This is a genomic window from Niveispirillum irakense DSM 11586 (assembly GCF_000429645.1).
Classification (GTDB): Bacteria; Pseudomonadota; Alphaproteobacteria; order Azospirillales; family Azospirillaceae; genus Niveispirillum; species Niveispirillum irakense.
In genome coordinates this window covers 181,116-196,428 of sequence record NZ_AUCG01000022.1, presented here as the reverse complement: position 1 = coordinate 196,428, position 15,313 = coordinate 181,116, and the positions used below count along the sequence as shown (strand labels likewise).

The window sequence follows — 15,313 nt, the reverse complement described above, 5'->3', positions numbered from 1 at the left end:
TCGGGACGGTCGGATCAGTATTCCGCAGACATTTTCAGGAAGAGGGTCCGGCCCTCCGCCTTGCTGTAAAGCTGGTCGCGGTTGATCATCTGGGAAGTAACTGAATAGTAGTCGTTGTTGAACAGGTTGTTCACACCCACCGTGAACAGAAGATTGTTCATGCGGTACTGGGTGGAGGCATCGACACGCGTCACGGGACGCACGTGGCCCGTATAGAAGTCGTTGATCTTGGCATTGGGGAACTTGTTGCGCGACCCGGTGCGGTTGACCTGTACGCGGCCCATCCAGTCAGCGGTGAATTCCTGTTCCAGCCAGGCATTATACTGTTCCGGTCCGATGCGGCGACCGGTCAGAGGCGTGTCAACCTTGCCATCATGGTCGGCGTCGCGTTTGCCCTCCGACCAAGCGAAACTACCGCCCCAGCTTGTGCTGTCACCGATTTTGCCGGACAGGGTCGCCTCAATCCCGTGGATACGTTCCTTCTCACGCAGGGTTGCGGCTTCTGTCGGGTTCACGGTGTCGATCACGAAATCGGTGCCGTATTTGGACTTGCTGATGAAATAGGCCACCGTATAGCCGATATCGAGAACCGATCCGCGCAGGCCGATTTCGTAATTATTCACCAGCTGCGGCTTGGGATCGAAATTATCCAGGTTCTTTGCCGTCACGCGGCGCAAGGGCGCGCCGATGTCGGGAATGGAGAAGCCCTGGGAAAAGCCGCCGAAGATTTCCGCCTCCGGCAGGACATGCAGCGTGCCGCCGATATTGACCGGCGTGGCGCTGTAATCCAGCTCACCCGCCGCGACCTTCACATTACTCAGGCCGGCCACGAAATCATCGATTTTCATCTTGAATTCATCGTGCCGGATGCCGGCGCGCAGGGTGAACCAGTCGGTCACCGGCACGTCCAGCTGGATGAAGGCAGCATAGTTCATCTGCTTCAGCGGTGGCGTGAAGGTGCGCCCATCACCGGGCTTGTCGGTCAGCGGGATCAGCGGCTGTTCAGTGGTATCGCGGGCAATGTCGAAGCCCCACAGCGCTGTACCACCGTCCAGGCCCCAATCATCCAGCTTGGTAGTGAAATCGGTCTGCCAGCCGATCTTTTCCGACGTGATGGTGGTCTGGGTCCCGCCCAGCCGCGCCGCATCGAAGGAGAAGACACTGTAATTTTCCAGGTAATAGAGCTTGGTATTCAGGGCAGAACCGAGAATGTCGCCATTCTCATAAGCCAGGGACGCGATGGTGTTGCGGTTTTCCGGGTCCAGTGCGCGGGGATCGGCCATGCCCTTGACCGCCGTCTCCTTGATGCCCTTGGCGATATTGCCGCTGACGGAGATGTAATTGGTGTCCTGCTTTTGCTGATAATAGTTCACCATGGCTTCGACGCGCTGGTCGCCGAAGGAATAGCCCAGCTTGGCGAACAGGTTATAGATGTTGCTGTCGGCGATGCCGCCGAAATTGTGCGGATCGGGGGCAAGACGGTCACCATCGGCATCGAATTGACCATTCATCCGCTCATAGGAACCGTTCAGGTTGACATCAAAGCCACCGATGGCGCCAGACGCACTCTGGGAGATGCTGGGGCGGGCGCTGTCGGCCAGATGCTCTGTCGAGAGGCTGGTCCCGATCTCCGTCTTGAAGCGGAATTCCTGCGTCGCGGGTGCGTCTTTGGTGATGTAGTTCACGATACCGCCGGCACCACCCTGTCCATACAGGGCCGAGGCGCCACGGATCACCTCAATCGAGCCGATAACGGCAGGAGAGATCAAACGCAGGTCGCGGCCGCCATCACGCAGCGGGTTAGATACAGGGATACCGTCGATGAAGACGCGCAGGGGACGGCCGCGCAGGCTTTGTTCCACATTGGCGGCGGTGCCGTTGGATGCGGCGATGCCGGGCACCATGTTGGCCAGGACCGACCCGATATCGGCCGTCGTCGATAACTGGTCCTCCAGATCCTTGCGGCCCACGACCGTGTAGGACCCAGGGAAAGTCTCAATTGTGGCGGACAGCCGCGATCCGGTGACCACAATCTCTTCCAAGGCTATGTCCTGACCATACGCGACCGGGACCATTGTAGCCCCTGTCGCAATACCCAGCAGCATCAGCCGCTTCAAATTCCTCATATGCAGTACCCCCGTGTTCATGATGCCGGCTTGGATGTCGGCTGCAGGGAAATAGTAGCCAATCTATGCGCCAAATGGTAGCCAATTTTGGAGTATGTGCATGAATTCCTGTTTCTGGCTGAAATATCTTATTAATTCAAGGCACAGAGAGCCATCAGTCGCTCGGATTACGGAATGAACCAGCCCAGGCGGCTCATCCTCGGGCAACGCCCCGGCACCGGGCGCGGTGATTGGTGTCGTAGCGGGGCATTGATAGGTCCGGGTCTCTGCGCGTGCCGGCCGCACTGACCAGCGGGTGGTGGCTGCTGTCCGCAAGGTTATCGCCAACCGGGATGGCGCCGCGACGGACCCGCGCGTCAGCGAACAAAAGCCCTGAAACTGGAGGTACACATCGCCTTGTCGCCTATTCCGGTCGCCCGGTATTGCATTTCCGGTTGGAGTGGCGATGACCACATCGGGTCCGCGGCCAGTTTCGGTGGAGATTATCGGGTCTCCTGGCGGCAACCGCCAGTGTCTGGCAGAGACGGCTTGAATCCAGCAATCCTATACCGATTGCTTCTTCAGCCCCTTTTAAGCGGTGAGCATGCGCGCCTTACGGTGCATGAAATATTGAGCCGGCGTGTTCCCCATCGCTTTCTTGAACATCGCGATAAAGGCATTGACGGATTCATACCCCAGTTCGATGGCAACGTTCTGGACCGCCGCGCCGCTTGCCAACTCCCGAAGGGCGACGATGAGGTGGAGTTGCTGTCGCCAGCGGCCGAATGTCAGTCCCGTCTCGCGGATCAGCAGCCGCGCCAGTGTCCGCTCACTCATCGCCACCTGTTTGGCCCAGTCGTTCAAGGTGCGGCGATCTGAAGGCTGTGCGATCAGGGCATCGGCGATTGTCCTGATTTTGGGATGATCAGAGATTGGCAGATTGAAGCGCTCGCGGGGCATTTCCGCAAGTTCATCCAGCAACACACGGGCGATCCGGGCCGCATGGCTGTCGGCGGTGTAATCCGCACGTTCCTGGGTCAAGCGCTCGATCATTTCGCGGATCATGGGTGAAATCGACAATGTGCAACTGCTCTCAGGCAGTTTTGCCGCGCCCGGCTCTACGAACAGATAGGTGAGCCTTGCATTTGGGGTCGCGCGGGCGCTGTGGGGCGCACCGCCTGGAATCCATACCCCGCAATGGGGGGGCACGATCCACACCTCATTACCGGTCATGCAGGTGACGGCACCATGCAGGGCCAGGATCAACTGACCCTTGCGATGCACATGCAAAGGCACTTCCGCTTCATGGTCTGAGAAATCGAGCTTATGGGCGACCGCTGGAAGGCGCGTGAGGTCGGGATCAAATACCGAAACGGCAGAGGGCAACAGAGGCATCAGATTGGCTGTTTTCAGTTATTTTTTGTCATAATATCGAATTTAACTGATTGTGCAAATCAATCACAATCAGCGCCATGAACATGCCGCCTCCCATCCGCTCCCGCTTGATCAAAGCCTGTGCCGCCTTGCAGCAGGGGGGGCCGAATATTTTGCGCACGCCCGCCATGAAGGCCGATGCCGATGCGATCCTGTTTTCGGCCAAGAGCTTCGCCGCGGCGATGCTGGCCTATTACATCTCGCTTCGGATTGGGTTGCCCAAGCCGTTCTGGGCCATCGTTACAGTCTATATCGTCTCACAGACATCGGCCGGGGCGTCATTGAGCCGGGGTGTCTATCGCTTTGCCGGGACATTCATCGGTGCGGTTGCGACCGTGGCGATCGTGCCGAATTTCGTGAATACCCCGATTTTGTGCAGCTTTGTCCTGGCCGGTTGGATTGGCCTCTGTCTGTTTTTCTCGCTGCTTGACCGCACGCCCCGTGCCTATGCCTTCGTTCTTGCTGGCTACACGGCCAGCCTGATCGGCTTTCCAAGCGTGCTGGACCCGGGTACGGTTTTCGATACGGCATCCTTGCGTGTTCAGGAAATCTGCATCGGGATTCTTTGCGCGGTTCTGATCCATCGCTACGTCCTGCCGAAGCCGATGACGGGCTTGTTCACCGGCAAATTGTTGGCGACGCTGCGGGATGCGCGCCGGCTTGCGGGCGATGCGTTGACGGGAACGCCGGAACAAAACCGCAAAGATCGCCACCAGCTTTCCCTCGACCTTCTGACGCTTCAGGGGCTTGCGACGCACCTACCTTATGATCCCGTCGCAGCGACGCCGCAGCGCCGGACGCTGCTGCTTATCCACGACCGGCTCGCCCGGCTTCTTCCCCTCACGGCTGAAATCGAAGAACGGGCGCATTATCTCGGCATCGGCGAGGGTGAACTGAACGCATTGATCCGTGATGTCCGGTGTTGGATTGCCTCCACGCACCCGGGTGACGGGGAGGTGACCGCCCGGCTGATGGGACAGGCGCGATCAGTCCAGAAACACTTGGGTGCGGATATAGCAGCGCCAGACGGCCCTGTTGGCGCCAATCTCGCTGGTCATCTGGCCGAAATGATTGGGCTGCTTCATGACTGCGACCGGCTTGGGCAAGACATGGCCACCCGTTGGCAGGTGCGAAAGGTTGCGTCGCTTCACGGGCCGAAGCGTGCAAGCGGCTACGTCTATCACCGCGATCCCTGGATGGCGGCACGTACGGCGCTGGGTGCCATGGTCGCGATCCTCAGCGGCTGTGCCTTCTGGATATGGTCGGCCTGGCCGGAGGGTGGAACCGCCATCTCCATTCTGGGCGTCTGCTGCACCTTGTTCGCCAATTTTGATGCGCCGGTGCCTTTTGTCGTCAAATATTTCGTTGGCTCGATCTATGGGGTGTTGATCAGCCTCGTCTACAGCTTCGCTATCCTGCCCCAGGTCACGGATTTTGCTGTCCTTGTTGCGGCCCTTGCCCCGGCATTCCTTTTCGCGGGTTCGCTTCAGGCACGGTTGCCAACAACGTTTATGGCCCTTGGCATCACCCTCACCATTCCGATCCTCTCAGGATTGGGCCCCCATTACACGGGCGACTTCGCCACCGCCCTCAACATGGTGATCGCGCTCTTTGCTGGGATCGGGTTCGGGGCGGTCAGCATGTCCCTATTCCAGACCGTACCGGCGAACAGGGCGATCAATCGGCTGCTTCGCCTCAGCCGCCGGGATGTCGGTCGCCGCGCCCAAGGCGGCGCGCTAAACGAAGCATATTGGACAAGTCTGATGATTGACCGGACGGCCTTGCTGCTGCCACGGCTGCGGGCGTCGGGGAGAGCCCATGCGGACATCCTTGACGATACGCTGCGCCATCTTCGCATCGGGCATGCTGCCGGTCAGCTTCGCAAGACGATCCCCCAGATTAAAGGCGAGGCCGGGGCGGCGATCAACGCGCTCTTGACCGCGATTGCCGCGTGCTTCCACGCACGAAGGCTGACAAAGCCGGACGATCTCATCGATCTCGATCAGCGTATTGAGAGCTTGATGGTGATGCTGGCCGGTAATCCTCACAAAAGCCGGGCGCGGATCGTCGATCTGCTCATCGACCTCCGCTTCGCGCTCGGCGTAAAGCAGGGAGCTTCCGGCTCATGATCGTTGATTTGAATATTGGCGGGGTTTTCATCCCTGGTCTGGTGGTTCTCGGGCTCATCGCGCTGCTCGCCACCCTGGCAATGATGCGATTCTGCACCGCCGCCGGCATCACCCGTCTGTTCGTTTCCCGACCGCTGGTCGAGGTCGCCACTTTCCTCATCATTTACGGTCTGCTCATGCAGTCCCTGCCACGGGTTGGACTCTCATCGTGAAGCCTTTCTTGTCCCTACTCGGCCGCTATGCCCTGACCCTGGGCGTGGTAACCATCGCCGCCCTCGTCGCCTTGCAGGCATGGCGCCATTATGAACAAACCTTGTGGACCCGCGACGGGCGGGTTGGTGTGGATGTCATACAGATCGCCCCGGAAGTCTCCGGCACCATCCGGGCTGTGCCCGTAGCCGACAACCAATATGTCAAGCGCGGCGACATTCTTTATGAAATTGATCCCGAGCGGCTTCGGCTGGCAGTGACCCTGGCAGAGGCTGACATGGAAGCCAAACGTCAGGACATGATCGTTCGTCAGGCGACGGTGCGGCGGCACAGCCAACTCAAGGATTTGATTTCACAGGAGGCCGCCCAGCAGTCCAGCGGGGCGGCAGCGGTGGCGGCAGCGGCCTATCAGGCAGCGGTGGCGAACCTGGACATGGCCAGGCTCAACCTTGCCCGTGCAACGATCCGTTCACCGATTGATGGATATGTCACCAATCTGAGACTTCGGCCGGGTGATTATGCGACCGCAGGCACGACCAGGATCACTATCCTCGATGCCGCCAGCTTCTGGATAACCGGCTATTTTGAGGAAACGAAGCTCCAGAAAATCCGCATCGGAAGCCCGGCAGAGATCATGCTGATGGGCTTTGATCAGCCAGCAAGGGGCCATGTTGAAAGTATTGGTCGTGGTATCGAGAACAGCAATGACGCGCCCGGCCATCTCGGCCTGCCCAATGTCGCGCCCACATTCTCCTGGGTGCGTCTTGCCCAACGTATCCCGGTCCGCATCCATATCGATCACGTGCCTCCCGGCATTGAACTGGCAGCGGGGATGACAGCAACAGTGGAGATCGTTCCCGTTGATGGCAATATGGACCGAGATCAGCGGTCGTGAGCCCGGTAATGTCGCAGTAACGGCAATTATTCATCGCCGGGCACTGTCAAGAGGCGCAGGACACCTTGAAGATGGCAGCCTGAATGTCTTCATGGACAGCGAATGATTCCGATTGAGGATGGCCGTCCGGTCGGCCTGATGCAGGACAAGACCAGCGTCCGATCATGAAGGACCGGATGACCGGCAATGGCCGCCGGCAATCCTATGCCGGCCTGCCCATGAACCGTACGACCAACCATGAGTGAATGGGTCAAGAAAGCCGTGGTTGAAAGCAGCAGCCGTGTCGGCGCTTTTGGAGACGCCGGCACAGCAACGGGGTATCTGGGAGCCTCATCAGGCTTTGAACAGGCCCCGTTCGATCAGTCCGGCAATGCTGACAGGGGCGGGCAACACCCCTTCGGCGGCAAAGGCATCGGCCACCTTTTGCAGGTCGGCCACGATGCCGGCATCGGCGGCCTGCAGGCGCGGGTCTTCCCGCCGTGTCACCAATTGCGCCACTTGCAGCGGCACACCGGTCTTTTCCGCATAGATGGCGGCATAGGCATCCAGATGGGCCAGCACCCATTGGTTGGCGGTGGCCAGCCTTTCCAGGAAAGCCGTGACGGAGGCGCGCTTGGCCGGGCTGGACAGGGTTTTCACCGATGCCGTGATCAGCCCGATGCCGGAACTGATGCCGTTCCCATCGCGTAGGACGCGGGCCCCCCGCACCTCTGCCACCGCCTGATAAATGCCGAAGGTGGCCCAGGCTTCGACATTGCCACCCTCGAACGCGGCGGCGGCATCGTTGGGCAGCATGAAGCCCATCTTCACCTCGGCCGGTGCCACCCCCGCCTCACGCAGGGCCGCCAGCAGCAGATGATGGGCGATGCTGCCCCGCGCACTGGAAACGATGACGGTGCGCCCGCGCAATTCCTGCACCTGTTGGATGGAGGAATTGGCCGGCACCAGCAGGGCCAGATTGCTGCCACCGGAACGGATGGCAGCGACGATGCGGATGGGCACCTGCTGGCTGGCCGCCATGATGGTGGGGGTGTCGCCGGCGGGGCCGGTATCGACCGCGCCGGCGGCAATCGCCTCAAATAACGGGGCAGCCCCGCCGAAATTGGCCCAGCTATGCGGGAAGGGCAGATTATCCAGCAGGCCGGCCGCTTTCAGCTTGGCCTGCAACAGCCCGGCCTGATCACCCAGCACAAGGCTGCCATCATCCCCGCCCGGCCCGCAGCCGGCCAGGGCGACGGCGTCGGAGCCATATTGGGCGGCGGCACTGTCCTTCAGCACCTCAAAACTTTCCACCGCCGACAGGGGGATCAGGTCCAGATCGACCGGGTTGACGCCGCTGGTATCGCCGCCGCCATTGGTCAGCAGCGCGCCATTATGGCGGCGCTTGCCATTGACCAGCACCAGCGTATAGGCCGGCCCCATGCCCCGGTTGGACACCGGGCGGACGATGGAATTGATGCCCGCGATGTTGGTGCCGAAATTGATGGAGGGAAGCTGGGCAGCCAGCGCCTCCCCCAGTTCCGCCCGGCCCGCCCGCTGGAACCCCTCGGCCGACAGGACGTCGATGGGGGCAGGGCTGTCGGCCACAGTCCGCGGCTTGCCGCCGCGCACGCCGGTAACGATGATGGCATCCTGTATGGAGGTTTCGGCCACCTTCACCGTCTGGGCCAGGCTTGGGGCGGTGAACAGGGCAGAGGTGGCCAGCAGGCTGGCTGTATAAAAGTAAATTCGGGAGTTCATGTCTTGGACCGGAAATTGAATTCGATTGCGTGCAGTTTATGGGGCGGGATTCATAAGTATATTTCATAAAGTAAAAGGTTATGTTTTTGGGTGCTTTAGAGTTTTGTTTATTATTTTATATTTCACTGTCATTCCCGTCATCCCGGCGAAGGCCGGGATCCAGGGCCGCCAGTGCTTCGCTTTACGAAACTGGACCCCGGCCTTCGCCGGGGTGACGGTAGCGGCAGGTGCTATACTCTCTTTACCCCACAAAAACCGGCCCACCGGGAAACCGGTGGGCCGTCAGTGAGCTTCAGGGAAAACCCCGGGGAGCCACCCGTGCCCCAGGGCCTGAACCGCCTCAGTTCGCCACGGCAAGCGGCGGACTGCGGCGTTCCGCCACCAGGCGGCGGAAGGCGGGGATCAGGTCGCGGCCATAATGCAGCGCATCCTGATAGGGATCGAAACCACGGATCAAGAAGGTGGAAACCCCCAGATCATAATAATCCAGCAGCGCTTCAGCCACCTGATCGGGCGTGCCGACAAGCGAGGTGGAATTGCCCTGCGCGCCGGTCACGGCGGCAATGCCGGTCCACAGGCGCTTATCCAGCCGGTCGCCCTGGGCGGCCGTTTGCAGCAGGCGCTGGGAGCCGGCATTGGGTGGGGTATGGCCGCTGATGGCCAGGCCGGCCTTCTGGCGCAGTTCGATGGTGCGCTGGCGGATGGCTTCCGCCCGTGCCCAGGCGGCCTCTTCCGTGTCGGCCAGAATGGGGCGCAGCGACAGGCTGAAACGGATGGTGCGGCCATGCTTGGCGGCAGAGGCGCGGACGGCGCGGATGGTTTCCCCCACCTGTTCCAGCGTTTCGCCCCAGAGCGCGAAAATGTCAGCGTGCTTGCCGGCCACCTCAATCGCGGCGGGGGAGGAGCCGCCGAAATAGATCGGGATATGCGGCTTCTGCACCGGCTTCACATCGCCGAACGCCTGTTCCACCTTGTAGAACTTGCCCTGGTAATCAAAGGGACGGTCGCTGGTCCATTCCTGGCGGACAATATCCAGATATTCCGACGTGCGGGCGTAGCGTTCATCCTTGGTGGTGAAATCACCATCCTGGCGCAGTTCCTCGTCGCTGCCGCCGGTGATGATATGCACGGCGGCGCGGCCACCGCTGAAATGGTCCAGCGTGGCGAACTGGCGGGCGGCAACGGTGGGGTTGATGAAGCCCGGACGGTGCGCCACCATCAGGCCCAGCCGGCTGGTCTGGGCTGCCACCTGATGGGCAATCACCAGACTGTCCGGGGAGCGGGAATGGAAGGCGATCAGCACCCGGTCGAAGCCGCCATCCTCATGCGCCTTGGCAACCTTGGTCACATAATCGGGCTGGATCAGGTCGCCCTGCGGCGGGTGGATTTCGGATGCTTCGCGGGTATTCACGAAACCGATAAATTCAACGCTCATGGCTGGGTTCCTTGATCTATCAGGCGGCGGCTGACTGGAAAGCGGCTTCAGGAGCTTGGCCTTCCTGGGCGAGTGCGGTCAGGACGGAGGGGCGGGCGTAGAGGCGGCGGACCTGGGCGGTCCAGCCGGGGAAGCTCTGCTGGTCGATGGCAAGCCGGGGGGCCCAGCGATAGACGACCAGCGCATAGGCATCGATGACGCTGAAGGCATCGCCCAAAATCCAGGGGCGGCCATCGGCGAATAGCGTCTCCATCTCCGCCAGATGGCGCTGGAAGCGGATGGCACCGTCGGTCTTCAGCGCCTCCTTGGCGGCGGGATCGTCGGTGAAGCGGTCGCCGCGGAAAATCTGCGCGAAGCTGGGATGCACGGTGCTGGCGATCCAACTTGCCAGCTCCAGCCCCTTGGCAGCGGCGAACGGATCGGCCGGCAGTAAGTTGGCCTGCGGGAAACGCTGCGCCAGATAGGCCAGGATCGCCGGCACTTCCGTCAGCGGCTTTCCATCTACCAGCAGGGTGGGGACGCGGCCGCGCGGGTTGATGGCGCGGTAATCGGGCTTGTGCTGTTCCCCTTCGGACAGCACCACCCGGACCAGATCAAAATCGGCCCCGGCTTCCGCCAGCGCGATATGCGGGGCCAGCGAACAGGCACCGGGCGCATAATAGAGACGCAGTGACATGGTTGATCCCCAATCGCAGATCAAATGACGTAGAAACCGTGGGTGCCGTCGCGGCGCAGCTGCTCCACCAGTCCGAACTCCCAATCCAGGTAGGCCTGCATGGCGCTGGCCGGGTTGTCCGTGCCCTCATAGGGACGGCGATAGACATCGTCGAAGGCGGAAAGCGGCGCGCCGGTGCCGTTGGCCAGCGACTTGCCGGCGGCGGTCCAGGCCTGGGTGCCGCCTTCCAGCACCAGCGGCGGCTTGCCGGTCAGGCTTGCCACCTCAGCCGCCGCGAAGCGGGCCAGCAACCCGTCGGGGGAGGTCAGCACCAGGGCCCCGCGCACATCGGCGGGGGAGAGATCCTGTTCCAGCCGGACGCGGATGATGAACCGCGCCCCATCGATATGCCCGCGGCGATAGGCGGGGCTGGGCGCGAAATCCAGCAACGTCACCGGCCCTTCTTCCAGCAGGCGGGCCAGATGATCCGGGCTGATCTGGGTGACATGGCCGGGATCGGGATGGTGGATGCGGTTGGGGCCAACCTCGCTCAGCGCGTCTGCCGGTACATTTTCCAGCACCAGCACTTCCCAGCCCATCTGCGCCAACCAGGAAGCCGACATGTCGGCCCGACTGGACAGCGTGTCGAACAGCACGATGCGCGCCCCCCGTACCGGGGCGGAATGGTCGGTTTCCTGCACCAACTGGCCACCCGGCGCGCTGCGGAATCCCTGCAGATGGCCATCGGCATATTCCTGCGGCGTGCGCACATCCAGCCGGTAGGTGGTGCGGGTGCGGTCAGCAGCCAGCACGGCCAGTTCCGCCGGGTTGATCCAGCGCACCCCGGCGCGATAGGCGACATCGCGGGCCCGTGCCTTGGCCTGGGCAACCGCTTCCCCATCCGCTTCCGGGAAGCTGCGTTCCTGGCCATGGTCCAGTTTCTGGCCAGCCAGTGTCCAGCCGATGGTGCCGTTGCGCAGGGCATAAACCGGGTTGGGCAGGCCGGCATTGCGCAGCGATTGCGTGCCGATCAGGCTGCGGGTGCGGCCGGCGCAATTGACGATGATGGTGGTGGCCGGATCCGGGGCAATCAACGGGGCCCGCAGCACCAGTTCCGCCCCCGGCACGCTGATGCCGGTGGGGATGCTCATGGTGCGGTATTCCTCAAACCGGCGGGCATCCAGCACCACCAGATCGGCCCCGCTGTCCAGCAGGGCCTTTACCTCCGGTGCCGGCAGGGAAGGGGTGTGAACGCGGGATTCCACCAGTTCGCCGAACGACTTGGACGGCACATTCACGTCGCGGAAAATCTCCCCGCCCGCCGCGCGCCAACCATCCAGCCCGCCTTTCAGCACCCGCACATCCAGATAGCCCAGCCGTTCCAGCACATCCACGCCGCGTCCGGTCAGGCTGCCATCATCGTCATAAACGACGATGGCGGTGTTCCGGCGGGGGATGCGGTCCCAGGCTTCCAGTTCCAGCCGTGAAAGGGGGAAATTAGCGGCGAACAAAGGATGTGCCTGGGCAAAGGCATCCTCTTCCCGCAGATCGATCAGGGCGATTTCCTGCCTTGCCAGCAGGGCCAGCCTGATATCGGCGGGCAGGGCGGTGCGGGGGGCGGTCATCGGGCAAGCTCCAGCGGGCGAAAGGAGGAAAGGGTGAAGGGCGGTGTCCGGTCATCGTTGGAATAGCCGGAGATGAAGGGCTTGCGCGGCTGCCCGTCGCCCGGATAGGTCCAGCGCCGCACCGCCCCGATATCCGCGCCATAGACATGGATGCTGATGGTGGTACGGTCGGCTTCCGCATTGATGACGCGGTGAATATCGCCTTCCAGGGGGGAGAGTTTTTCCACATCACCGGGGTTCAACCGGTGCGGCAGCCCCTTGGTTACCAGCGGCCCGGCGGGGCCGACAGTAAAGCCCTGGGAGATTTCCGATCCGCGCAGCACACCGACCAGACCCCAGACCGTATGGTCATGCACCGGCGTGCCCTGGTTCGGCCCCCAGACGAAACTGACCACGGAAAAACGCGCCTGCGGATCGCGGTAGAGCAGGAATTGGCGGTAACGTTCCGGGTCCGGCACGGTGTAGGCGTCGGGCAACCAATCATCCTGGGCCACCAGATCGCCCAGCAGCGGGGCGGTGGCGTCCAGCAAGGCCGCCTCGGACCGGTCTGTTTCCAGCAGCCGGGTCAGTTCGGTAACGAAACGGGCCAGACGCTTGGGAATGGGGGGCTGTTGGCTCATATGCTGTCTCCCCGCTCACAGCCGATAGCGCAGCGTGACCAGCCAGGTCCGCGGATCGGCGATGTTGACATAATGGATGCCGACGGCGGGCGTGTAGCCGACGCCGACCACATGATCCTCATCCGTCAGGTTCTTCACCGTTGCCCCCAGCGACCAGGGGCCGCCATTCTGCGCCCAGTTGATGCCGGCATTCAGATAGCCCTGGTTGGGTATCTTCTCGGCCAGCCGGTTCAGGGCGGAGGCGTAGTTCTTCGTCTGATACTGGCCATTGAGATTGCCGGTCAGCGTGCCGCCCGACAAGTCTTCGCTGATGGTCCAGGTCACGCTGCTGGAGAGCGAGAGGCGCGGCGCGCTGGGCAGATCATTGCCATCGGCATTCACGCCCACGCCGCCGGCCCCCTTGTACGTATCGTACTTTGCGTGCAGCCAGCCGCCGGATGCCTGCCAGGACAGGTTTTCCAGCAGCCGCGCCTCCAGCTCCAACTCCACGCCATAGGTTTCGGCCGACGCCGCATTGCCGCGCCGCGACCGGAACACGTCCGGGTCATAGGCGCTGACCTGCAGGTCGGTGTAATCATTATAGAAGGCGGCAAGGTTGGTGCGCAGCCGCTTGTCCAGCCAGTCGGCCTTGATGCCGGCTTCGTAATTCTTCACCTTTTCCGGGTCGAAGCCGCGCTGGGCGTCCACGGTCAGGGTGGCGCGGTTGTCGAAGCCGCCGGCCTTGAAGCCCTGGGCATATGTCGCATAGACCAGCGCATTGTCAGTGGCCTGATATTCCACCGTCAGCTTCGGGGTCACGGAGTTCCAGCGCCGCGTCGCCTCACCGGCGATGGATTGGCCGATGATGCGGCGGTCCGCGTCGATCAGCTTGTTATCGAAGCGGAAATTCTTCTTTTCCCGCGTATAGCGCAGGCCGGCGGTCAGGTTCAGCCGGTCGGTGGCGTGCCAGGTTGCCTGCCCGAACAGGGCGACACTGTTGGTCTTGGTGATATTATACGCCCCTTCGCGGCGGACGCTGGACGTGGCCAGCGGGCCCTGGCGGGTGAAGCCATCCCGCTCCACATCAAACCGCTCATAAAGATAAAAGGCGCCGGTGGTGAAGCTGACCTTGTCGTAATCACCGTTCAGCTGGAATTCCTGGGTGGCATACTGATCATTATAGGTGATCAGGTTCTTCTGGATCATGGCGGCGGTGCCGTCATTCTCGTAATCCACCGGCTGGTTGAAGCCGCGATAGGCGGTGATGGATTTCAGCGACAGTTCATCCGACAGGGCATAGCTCGCGCGCAGTGATCCACCGCCCTGGTCCAGCTTGTTATAGGGTTCCACCTCTGAATAGGTGCGATAGGGATTGAAGCCGCCGGGCTGATTCACCGGCACATATCCCCGCGTGTCGCTGCGGTCGCGCAGGTAATCCAGCGTCAGGTCGATATCCAGCTTTTCCGTCGGCGTGGCGCGCAGCTTGAGCCGCACGGCATTGACGTCGATGTTGTTGACGTCCTTGCCCAGCGTGGCGTTGTAGGTCACGCCATCGCGGGAATTATGCAGGTAGGACAGGCTGGCATAGAGCTTGTCCTGCACCAGCGGCCCGCTGACCGTGGCGCGCCCCTGTACGGCACCATAATTGCCGGCTGACAGTTCGGCAGCGACATGGGCGTCATTGTCCGGCTGGCGGGTGATGACGCGCAGGGCCCCGGCGGAGCTGTTGCGGCCATAGAGCGTGCCCTGCGGCCCGCGCAGCACCTCCACCCGCTCCACATCATTGAAATCGGTCATGGAACCGATCTGACGCGGGATATAAACATCATCGACATAGACGGAGACGGCGGGCTCCCCGATCGGGTCAGCCTCCCCGATGCCGCGCAGCGCGAAGGTCTGCGTGGTATAGCCGATGGTGACGCGGGCGACGTTGAAATTGGGAATCTGGCCAGCCAGATCACGGATGGACCTTGTGTCCCGTTCCTCCAGCCGCGTGGCGCTGAAGGCGGAAATGGCGATGGCCGTCTTCTGCAAATCCGCCTCCCGCCGCTCGGCGGTGACGATGATTTCTTCCACCCCGGCGGCCGCATCCGCCGTCTGCACCGGCACGTCCTGCGCCTGCGCACAGCCCAGGGCGAGCAGGGATGTGGCGGTGCAGAGCATAAACGCCCCGGAAATACGGGCAATGGGGCGGGTGGCGGGACGGGCGGAAGACATGAAAGCCTCAAGAAGAAATGATGATGGTGAGAGTGTGGGGGAAGGGGTTTTGGATTAAAATCGAATAAGATTTTAGGGTTTGTTTGGGGGTGTTAATGGGTTTTGTTTGTTTTGATGTTTTCACGGATACTGATTTCTATGCTTCACTACTCTCAACCGTCACCCCGGCGAAGGCCGGGGTCCAGGGTCACAGGCGCTTCGCTCAACGATACTGGACCCCGGCCTTCGCCGGGGTGACGGGAGTGGTGGTGGACGGCTCCCCCCCCTCA

11 protein-coding genes are annotated in these 15,313 nt (G+C 62.0%); 3 read left to right on the top strand and 8 right to left on the bottom strand.

Annotation, left to right across the window (positions count from 1 at the left end; all coding sequences use genetic code 11):
• Positions 1–14 precede the first annotated feature (14 nt).
• Both G473_RS0111475 and G473_RS0111470 read right to left on the bottom strand, forming a co-directional pair.
• Positions 15–2,042, bottom strand: coding sequence for a TonB-dependent receptor (locus G473_RS0111475; protein ID WP_161630975.1), 2,028 nt, complete (start codon positions 2,040–2,042; stop codon positions 15–17).
• Positions 2,043–2,696: 654 nt separating this feature from the next.
• Positions 2,697–3,500 carry an AraC family transcriptional regulator gene (locus G473_RS0111470; RefSeq protein ID WP_029013215.1) on the bottom strand — a complete coding sequence of 268 codons (804 nt, stop codon included), beginning with the start codon at positions 3,498–3,500 and terminating at the stop codon, positions 2,697–2,699.
• 77 nt (positions 3,501–3,577) lie between these two features.
• Here G473_RS0111470 and G473_RS0111465 point away from each other — a divergent pair, with 77 nt between their 5' ends.
• The 3 genes from G473_RS0111465 to G473_RS0111455 are packed head-to-tail and all read left to right on the top strand — an operon-like array spanning position 3,578 to position 6,773.
• Positions 3,578–5,668 carry an FUSC family protein gene (locus tag G473_RS0111465; protein ID WP_084437993.1) on the top strand — a complete coding sequence of 697 codons (2,091 nt, stop codon included), beginning with the start codon at positions 3,578–3,580 and terminating at the stop codon, positions 5,666–5,668.
• Positions 5,665–5,880, top strand: coding sequence for a DUF1656 domain-containing protein (locus G473_RS0111460; RefSeq protein ID WP_029013213.1), 216 nt, complete (start codon positions 5,665–5,667; stop codon positions 5,878–5,880). Before G473_RS0111465 ends, G473_RS0111460 begins: the two co-directional genes overlap by 4 nt.
• On the top strand, positions 5,877–6,773 hold the full coding sequence (locus G473_RS0111455; protein WP_029013212.1) for an efflux RND transporter periplasmic adaptor subunit: 897 nt from the start codon (positions 5,877–5,879) through the stop codon (positions 6,771–6,773). Before G473_RS0111460 ends, G473_RS0111455 begins: the two co-directional genes overlap by 4 nt.
• A gap of 333 nt (positions 6,774–7,106) precedes the next feature.
• Here the strand turns inward: G473_RS0111455 and G473_RS0111445 are convergent, their stop codons facing one another.
• The 6 genes from G473_RS0111445 to G473_RS0111420 all read right to left on the bottom strand — a co-directional run bounded on the left by G473_RS0111445 (position 7,107) and on the right by G473_RS0111420 (position 15,044).
• A complete protein-coding gene (locus G473_RS0111445) occupies positions 7,107–8,513 on the bottom strand; it encodes an ABC transporter substrate-binding protein (RefSeq protein WP_051330169.1) in 1,407 nt (468 codons plus the stop codon).
• Between the two features lie 340 nt (positions 8,514–8,853).
• Positions 8,854–9,948, bottom strand: coding sequence for an LLM class flavin-dependent oxidoreductase (locus tag G473_RS0111440; RefSeq protein ID WP_029013210.1), 1,095 nt, complete (start codon positions 9,946–9,948; stop codon positions 8,854–8,856).
• Positions 9,949–9,967: 19 nt separating this feature from the next.
• Complete coding sequence (locus G473_RS0111435; RefSeq protein ID WP_029013209.1) at positions 9,968–10,624, bottom strand: glutathione S-transferase family protein; 657 nt, start codon at positions 10,622–10,624, stop codon at positions 9,968–9,970.
• A gap of 20 nt (positions 10,625–10,644) precedes the next feature.
• The gene (locus G473_RS0111430) at positions 10,645–12,228 is read right to left on the bottom strand and encodes a rhodanese-like domain-containing protein (RefSeq protein ID WP_029013208.1); all 1,584 of its coding nucleotides are present in this window, start codon (positions 12,226–12,228) and stop codon (positions 10,645–10,647) included.
• Complete coding sequence (locus tag G473_RS0111425; RefSeq protein WP_029013207.1) at positions 12,225–12,848, bottom strand: cysteine dioxygenase family protein; 624 nt, start codon at positions 12,846–12,848, stop codon at positions 12,225–12,227. Before G473_RS0111425 ends, G473_RS0111430 begins: the two co-directional genes overlap by 4 nt.
• 15 nt (positions 12,849–12,863) lie before the next feature.
• Positions 12,864–15,044 carry a TonB-dependent receptor gene (locus G473_RS0111420; RefSeq protein WP_210163297.1) on the bottom strand — a complete coding sequence of 727 codons (2,181 nt, stop codon included), beginning with the start codon at positions 15,042–15,044 and terminating at the stop codon, positions 12,864–12,866.
• Positions 15,045–15,313: the final 269 nt, after the last annotated feature.

What these genes read in the sequence shown, in the direction of transcription:
- G473_RS0111420 (WP_210163297.1), bottom strand. Translation starts at nt 15,044, where the DNA reads ATGTCTTCCGCCCGTCCCGCCACCCGCCCCATTGCCCGTATTTCCGGG.
- G473_RS0111460 (WP_029013213.1), top strand. Translation starts at nt 5,665, where the DNA reads ATGATCGTTGATTTGAATATTGGCGGGGTTTTCATCCCTGGTCTGGTG.
- G473_RS0111430 (WP_029013208.1), bottom strand. Translation starts at nt 12,228, where the DNA reads ATGACCGCCCCCCGCACCGCCCTGCCCGCCGATATCAGGCTGGCCCTG.
- G473_RS0111445 (WP_051330169.1), bottom strand. Translation starts at nt 8,513, where the DNA reads ATGAACTCCCGAATTTACTTTTATACAGCCAGCCTGCTGGCCACCTCT.
- G473_RS0111435 (WP_029013209.1), bottom strand. Translation starts at nt 10,624, where the DNA reads ATGTCACTGCGTCTCTATTATGCGCCCGGTGCCTGTTCGCTGGCCCCG.
- G473_RS0111425 (WP_029013207.1), bottom strand. Translation starts at nt 12,848, where the DNA reads ATGAGCCAACAGCCCCCCATTCCCAAGCGTCTGGCCCGTTTCGTTACC.
- G473_RS0111465 (WP_084437993.1), top strand. Translation starts at nt 3,578, where the DNA reads ATGAACATGCCGCCTCCCATCCGCTCCCGCTTGATCAAAGCCTGTGCC.
- G473_RS0111440 (WP_029013210.1), bottom strand. Translation starts at nt 9,948, where the DNA reads ATGAGCGTTGAATTTATCGGTTTCGTGAATACCCGCGAAGCATCCGAA.
- G473_RS0111470 (WP_029013215.1), bottom strand. Translation starts at nt 3,500, where the DNA reads ATGCCTCTGTTGCCCTCTGCCGTTTCGGTATTTGATCCCGACCTCACG.